At 74.0% G+C, this 5,649-nt stretch carries 5 protein-coding genes and 1 pseudogene; 4 read left to right on the forward strand and 2 right to left on the reverse strand.

Annotation, left to right across the window (positions count from 1 at the left end):
- From IE312_RS15025 to IE312_RS15035, 3 genes are all read left to right on the forward strand, one after another.
- The coding region (locus IE312_RS15025) for an aspartate-semialdehyde dehydrogenase (RefSeq protein ID WP_229899775.1) at positions 1–1,025 on the forward strand (1,025 nt) is incomplete at its 5' end.
- A gap of 312 nt (positions 1,026–1,337) precedes the next feature.
- Entirely contained in the window at positions 1,338–2,018 is a 681-nt protein-coding gene (locus IE312_RS15030; protein ID WP_189981990.1) for a SigE family RNA polymerase sigma factor, read from the forward strand.
- Positions 2,015–3,238, forward strand: coding sequence for a hypothetical protein (locus IE312_RS15035; protein ID WP_229899777.1), 1,224 nt, complete (start codon positions 2,015–2,017; stop codon positions 3,236–3,238). Before IE312_RS15030 ends, IE312_RS15035 begins: the two co-directional genes overlap by 4 nt.
- Before the next feature lie 57 nt (positions 3,239–3,295).
- Here IE312_RS15035 and IE312_RS15040 read toward each other — a convergent pair whose 3' ends face one another.
- The gene (locus IE312_RS15040) at positions 3,296–4,081 is read right to left on the reverse strand and encodes an SURF1 family protein (RefSeq protein ID WP_189981992.1); all 786 of its coding nucleotides are present in this window, start codon (positions 4,079–4,081) and stop codon (positions 3,296–3,298) included.
- A gap of 43 nt (positions 4,082–4,124) precedes the next feature.
- Positions 4,125–4,904, reverse strand: a complete 780-nt coding sequence (locus tag IE312_RS15045) for a class I SAM-dependent methyltransferase (RefSeq protein WP_229899848.1) — start codon at positions 4,902–4,904, stop codon at positions 4,125–4,127.
- Positions 4,905–5,161: 257 nt separating this feature from the next.
- Between IE312_RS15045 and IE312_RS40130 the strand changes: the two are divergent.
- Positions 5,162–5,649: pseudogene (locus tag IE312_RS40130) on the forward strand (TolB family protein); the annotation flags it as partial.

The following is a 5,649-nucleotide window of genomic DNA, read 5'->3' on the forward strand; positions in this document are numbered from 1 at the left end:
GCACGGTCATGCTCCAGATCCTCTCCCAGCGGGCGGACATCTGGGGCGAGATCCGCCTGATCGCCTCCCCGCGCTCGGCCGGCCGCAAGCTGACCGTCCGCGGGGCGGAGGCCGAGGTGACGGCCCTGTCGGAGGACGCCTTCGACGGGGTCGACATCGCGCTGTTCGACGTGCCCGACGAGGTCGCCGCCGAGTGGGCGCCCGTGGCCGCCGCGCGAGGCGCGGTCGTCGTCGACAACTCCGCCGCCTTCCGGACGGACCCGGACGTGCCGCTCGTCGTGCCCGAGGTCAACGCGCACACGGTGCGTTCCCGCCCGCGCGGGATCGTCGCGAGCCCCCACTGCACCACCCTGACGATGATCGTCGCCCTGGGCGCGCTGCACGCCGAGTTCGGGCTGCGCGGCCTGGTGGTGTCGTCGTACCAGGCGGTGAGCGGGGCCGGGCGGGCCGGTGTGGAGACCCTGCGGTCCCAGCTGTCCCTGGTGGCCGGGACGGAGCTGGGCACCAAGCCCGGGGACGTACGGCGGGCCGTCGGGGAGGACACCGGGCCGTTCCCGGAGCCGGTCGCGCTGAACGTCGTACCGTGGGCCGGGTCGCTGCGCGAGGACGGCTGGTCCTCGGAGGAGATGTCGGTGCGCGACGAGACCCGCAAGGTCCTCGGCCTGTCCCGGCTGCCGGTCGCCGTGACCTGTGTCCGGGTCCCGGTGGTCACCACGCACTCGCTGACCGTCCACGCCCGCTTCCAGCGGGAGGTCGGCGTCGACGGCGCCCGGGAGATCCTCGCCACGGCGCCGGGCGTGGTGCTGTGCGACGACCCGGCCGCCGGCGAGTTCCCCACCCCCGCCGACGTGGTGGGCACCGATCCGACCTGGGTGGGCCGGGTGCGGCGGGCGCTGGACGATCCGACCGCGCTGGAGCTGTTCGCCTGCGGCGACAACCTGCGCAAGGGCGCGGCCCTGAACTGCGTACAGATCGCGGAGCTGATCGCGGCGGAGGCCGCCGCCCCTGCCCCGCCCGGTTTGTAGGACCCGGGTAAGAAGTGTGGCCAGGGGCATGGTCCAATCCACTTGAAGCCGTCCCCCTCGGCGACAGAGGATTTCACTCCCCGCCTTCCGCAACCGTACGGAGGCGGGGAGCGTCTTTGCGGTCACCCTTGCGGTACCTGGGGACGTGATGATCCTGGCGTGGGGACGCCGTGATCGGGGCGTGGGGACGCCCGTTCAAATGGGACATAACGGAAGAGCGGGACGCATGACGGCATGTGAAGCACCGTCGGTTGTCGCACATGTGACGCCCGGCACGTACAACCCTCGAGGGGGGAAACGTGTCCAACAGGCGTGGCAGAGGTACTCGAACTCACTGCGGCCCGCGGCGCTACGGCCCTGCGGCCCCGCGCGGCGCTCCGGCCCCGCACGCCCGGCGGCATGCCGGTGATCGCGCCCATGCCCGCAGCGCGGCCCGCCCGCATACCCAGTCAGCGCGACGGCGCCGAGGAGACCACGGGTGCCGTGGCGACCGAGGCCGCCGGCACCACCGTCGACCACCTCACGGAGACCTACCGGGCGCACTACCGTTCGCTGCTGGGCCTCGCCGCACTCCTCCTCGACGACACCGCCTCCTGCGAGGACGTCGTCCAGGAGGCCTTCATCCGCGTCCACTCGGCCCGCAAGCGCGTCCGCGACCCCGAGAAGACCCTCGCCTACCTGCGGCAGACCGTCGTCAACCTCTCCCGGTCCACGCTGCGCCGGCGCATCCTAGGCCTGAAGCTGCTGTCCAAGCCGATGCCGGACATGGCGAGCGCCGAAGAGGGCGCCTACGACCGGCTGGAGCGCCGCGACCTCATCAAGGCGATGAAGGGGCTGCAGCGCCGCCAGCGCGAGGTGCTCGTGCTGCGCTACTTCGCCGACATGACCGAGGCCCAGGTGGCCGAGACCCTCGGCATATCGCTGGGCTCGGTGAAGGCGTACGGCTCGCGGGGCATCGCCGCGCTGCGGGTGGCCATGGAGGCATCGGCATGAGCGACCACGCCGAAGGGAGCGGCTCCCGTGACGGCCACTCCCACGAGCGCCACTCCCATGAACGACACGAGCCCTACGCCTGGCACGAGCCGACGGGGCGCACCGGGCACGAGCACACGCCATCGCACGCTGGGAACGGAACTGTGAACCACGGCCCCGACGACAAGGGCCCCGAAAGGCTCGACGGAGTCCACAGCCTGGACGGGCTCGACACCGACGAACTGGCCCTGCGCCGGCTGCTGCACACGGCGGTCGACGACATCCAGCCGCGTACCGGCACCCTGGACCACCTGCGCCGGGCCGTCCCCGCGCGCCGCGCCCGCAAGCGGCAGGCGGTCGTCGGCGTGGCCGCGGCGGCCCTGTTCATCGGCACCGCCATCCCCGCCCTCGTGCACGTCACGCAGTCCGGCGGGCCCGACCCCCACACCGCCATGGCCGGGCAGAGCGCGCAGGACCAGGGCGGCACCGGCCGGAGCAAGGGCAGGGCCGGCGACAAGGACGGCAAGAAGGACGGGCCCGCCACGACGGTCAAGCCGGGCAAGGAGCCCGGCAAGAAGGACGAGAAGGACCAGAAGGGCGGCCACACCGGCGGCGCCGCCGGCGGTGCCGACCCCGCCGCCACCCAGGCCTCCGGCACCCCGCTGTGCACGGCGGCCCAACTGGGCTCCGCCGGCGGCACGGTGAACGCCCCGGACACCGCGGGCGTCGTCTACGGCACCTTCCGCGTCACCAACACCTCCGGCACCGCCTGCACCCTCGGCGGCCCCGGCAGCATCACGCCGGCCGCCCAGGGCGCCGCCGACCCGGCCAAGATCTTCAGTGCCCGGCACGTCGCCGGGGACGCGGCGGCCTCGCTGCCCGACCCCTCCCTCGAGGTCTCCTCCCTGGTCCTGCAGCCCGGCGCGGCCTACGAGGAGAAGTTCGCCTTCGTGCCCTCGGAGACCTGCCCCACCACCGGCGGCACCGGCGCGGGCGGCACCGACCCGAGCGAGCCGTCGCCGGACCCGTCGCCGAGCCAGGAGGCGAGCGCCTCCGGCGGCACCACCGACACCGGCACCTCGGCGGGCACCACCACCCAGCTGGCGACCGAGGACGGCCCCGCCGACGGCAGCGTCGCGGTCACCCACACGGCTCAGGGCGGCGCGCCGTCGGCCACCGCGGTGGTGCCGGGCGCATGCGCGGGCACGGTCTACTTCACCGGGCTGCTGCCCGGCGCCTGACGCGCCACGGGCCGACGGGACGTAGGCCGCGCGCGGGGCGGGTGCGCCGGCCGCCGGTCACGCGCTGGGCACCGGCGCCCGGTCCTCGGGCACCAGGCCCAGCGCGGCGTCCCGCTGGAACTCGATCTCCCGCCGCAGCAACCGGAACCACATGAACACCACGAACCCGGCGAACACGAACCACTCCCCGGTGTAGCCCAGGTTCTGGAACGCCTTCAGGTCCAGCCCGCTGCCACTGGGCGCCCGCGCGGGCACGGCCTTCATCCCGGCGTCCCCCTTGTCCAGCGTGACCCACGCGTCGTACAGCCGGTACGGCACCAGGTTCACCAGCGAGGCCGAGCTGATCGCCGCCGTCTGCCCGGCGGGCAGCCCGCCCCGCGCGCTCACCCCGTCGTCCCCGGGCGCCTCGGACGCCTGCAGCGCGCCGGTGACGGTGACCTCCCCGGCGGGCGGCGCCGGAGCCTTGGCCGCGTCCGCCGCACCCGGCAGCCAGCCCCGCACCACCGGCAGCGCCTTCCCGGAGCCGGTGCGCAGCAGCGTCAGGACGTAGAACCCGCGCCTGCCGTCCAGCTCACGCCCGGGCACCAGCAGCTGCTCGCCGTACCGTCCGCTCGCCGTGACCCGCCGGCCCGCCGTGCTCTTGTCGACGGGCAGCATCGAGTCCAGCGGGCGCGCGGCCTCGTCTCGGCCGGCCGCGACCTGCTCGGTCGCGGCGCGGTGGTCCTGCACCCGGTCCTCGAACCGGCCCAGCTGCCACGACCCCATGAAGACGCAGAAGGGGATGGCGAGCAGCACGAAGACGTTGATGCCCCACCAGCGGGGTGTCAGCAGAAACCGGTACACGCCCTCCACGGTACGGCGCCCGCCCCCGCGTCCCGGCCTCGGGTCAGTCCTTGCTCGCCCTCAGGGAGTAGAGCAGCGGGACGCGCGGGTGGCCCGCGGGGAAGCGGTGGTGGCCGTCGCGCACCTCGAAGTTCCGGAAGCGCGGGAAGAGCGACACGTCGTGCTCGTGCAGGAACTCCAGGCGCAGTCCCGTCGCGGCGAGAGCGGAGACCACGTCCCCGAGCGTGTGCTGCCACTCCACGCTGCGGTGGTGGACGGTGACGGCGTCCAGGTCGGCGTAGGTGCCCGGTTCGTCCCACACCTGTGCGTCCCGGGCGAAGTAGTCGCGCACGACCCGGCTGCCGGTCTCGTCGTCCAGGGTCTCGGTGATCGGGTGGAACTCGGCGAGGTAGAGGAAGCCGCCGGGCGCGACGAGGGAGGCGGCCGTCTCGGCCCAGCGCCGGATGTCCGGCAGCCAGCACAGGGCCCCCAGCCCGGTGTAGACGATGTCGTACGACGGCTCGGGTACGGCGGTGGCCGCGTCGTAGACGTCGCTGGTGACGAAGGCCGCCCGGTCGGGGCCGTAGCCGAGGTCGGCCGCGAGGGCGCGGGCCGCCTCCACCGCCGGTGCCGAGAAGTCCAGGCCGACGACGCGGGCGGCGCCGCGGTGCGCCCACGACAGGGTGTCGGTGCCGATGTGGCACTGCAGGTGCAGCAGCGACTTGCCGGTGACGTCCCCGACCTCCGCCGTCTCGAAGTCGCGCAGGTCGTCCCGGCGGGTGCGGAAGCCGTCGAGGTCGTAGAAGGAACCGGCGACATGGATCGGCACCCGCTCGTCCCACAGGGACCGGTTGTCCTCACGCCAGCCGATGGGCGCGGAGGGTGCGGTGTCTTCGGGCGCGGAGGGTGCGGTGTCTTCGGGCGCGGACGGCGCGCCACCTTGCGGCGCGGACGGCGGAGGCACGGAAACGGTCATGCGCGCGAAGTTATCCACAGGCTGCGCACACCCGCCACCCAATTGGCGCCGCGGCCAGGCAGTATGGGCGCATGACTGGGGCCATGAGTGACAGCAGGACACCGGATGTACCGGACGTACCGGACATGCCGGATTGGGAGAAGCGGTTCCGCGCGCCCCGCGTCTCCCTGCCCGACTGGGCGGAGGACGCGCCCGACCGCTCCCTGTTCGTGTCCAACGCGACCGGGACGTACGAGCTGTACGCCTGGGACAGGACGACGGGCGAGCAGCGGCAGGCGACACGCCGGCCGAACGGCACGACGGACGGCGTGCTCTCCCCGGACGGCGCGTGGATCTGGTGGTTCGACGACAAGGACGGCGACGAGTTCGGCATCTGGCGCCGCCAGCCCTTCGCGGGCGGCCCGGACGAACCGGCGGTGCCCGGCCTCGACCCGTCCTACCCGGCCGGCCTGGCCCTGTCCCGCGACGGCCGCACGGCGGTCGTCGGCCGCTCCACCGACGAGGACGGCACGACGATCCACCTGGCCCGCGCGGACGCGGACCCGGTGGAGATCTACCGGCACCGCGAGTCCGCGGGCGTCGGCGACCTCTCGCACGACGGCTCCCTGATCGC

This window comes from Streptomyces capoamus, from assembly GCF_014654935.1.
Classification (GTDB): Bacteria; Actinomycetota; Actinomycetes; order Streptomycetales; family Streptomycetaceae; genus Streptomyces; species Streptomyces capoamus.

What these genes read in the sequence shown, in the direction of transcription:
- IE312_RS15035 (WP_229899777.1), top strand. Translation starts at nt 2,015, where the DNA reads ATGAGCGACCACGCCGAAGGGAGCGGCTCCCGTGACGGCCACTCCCAC.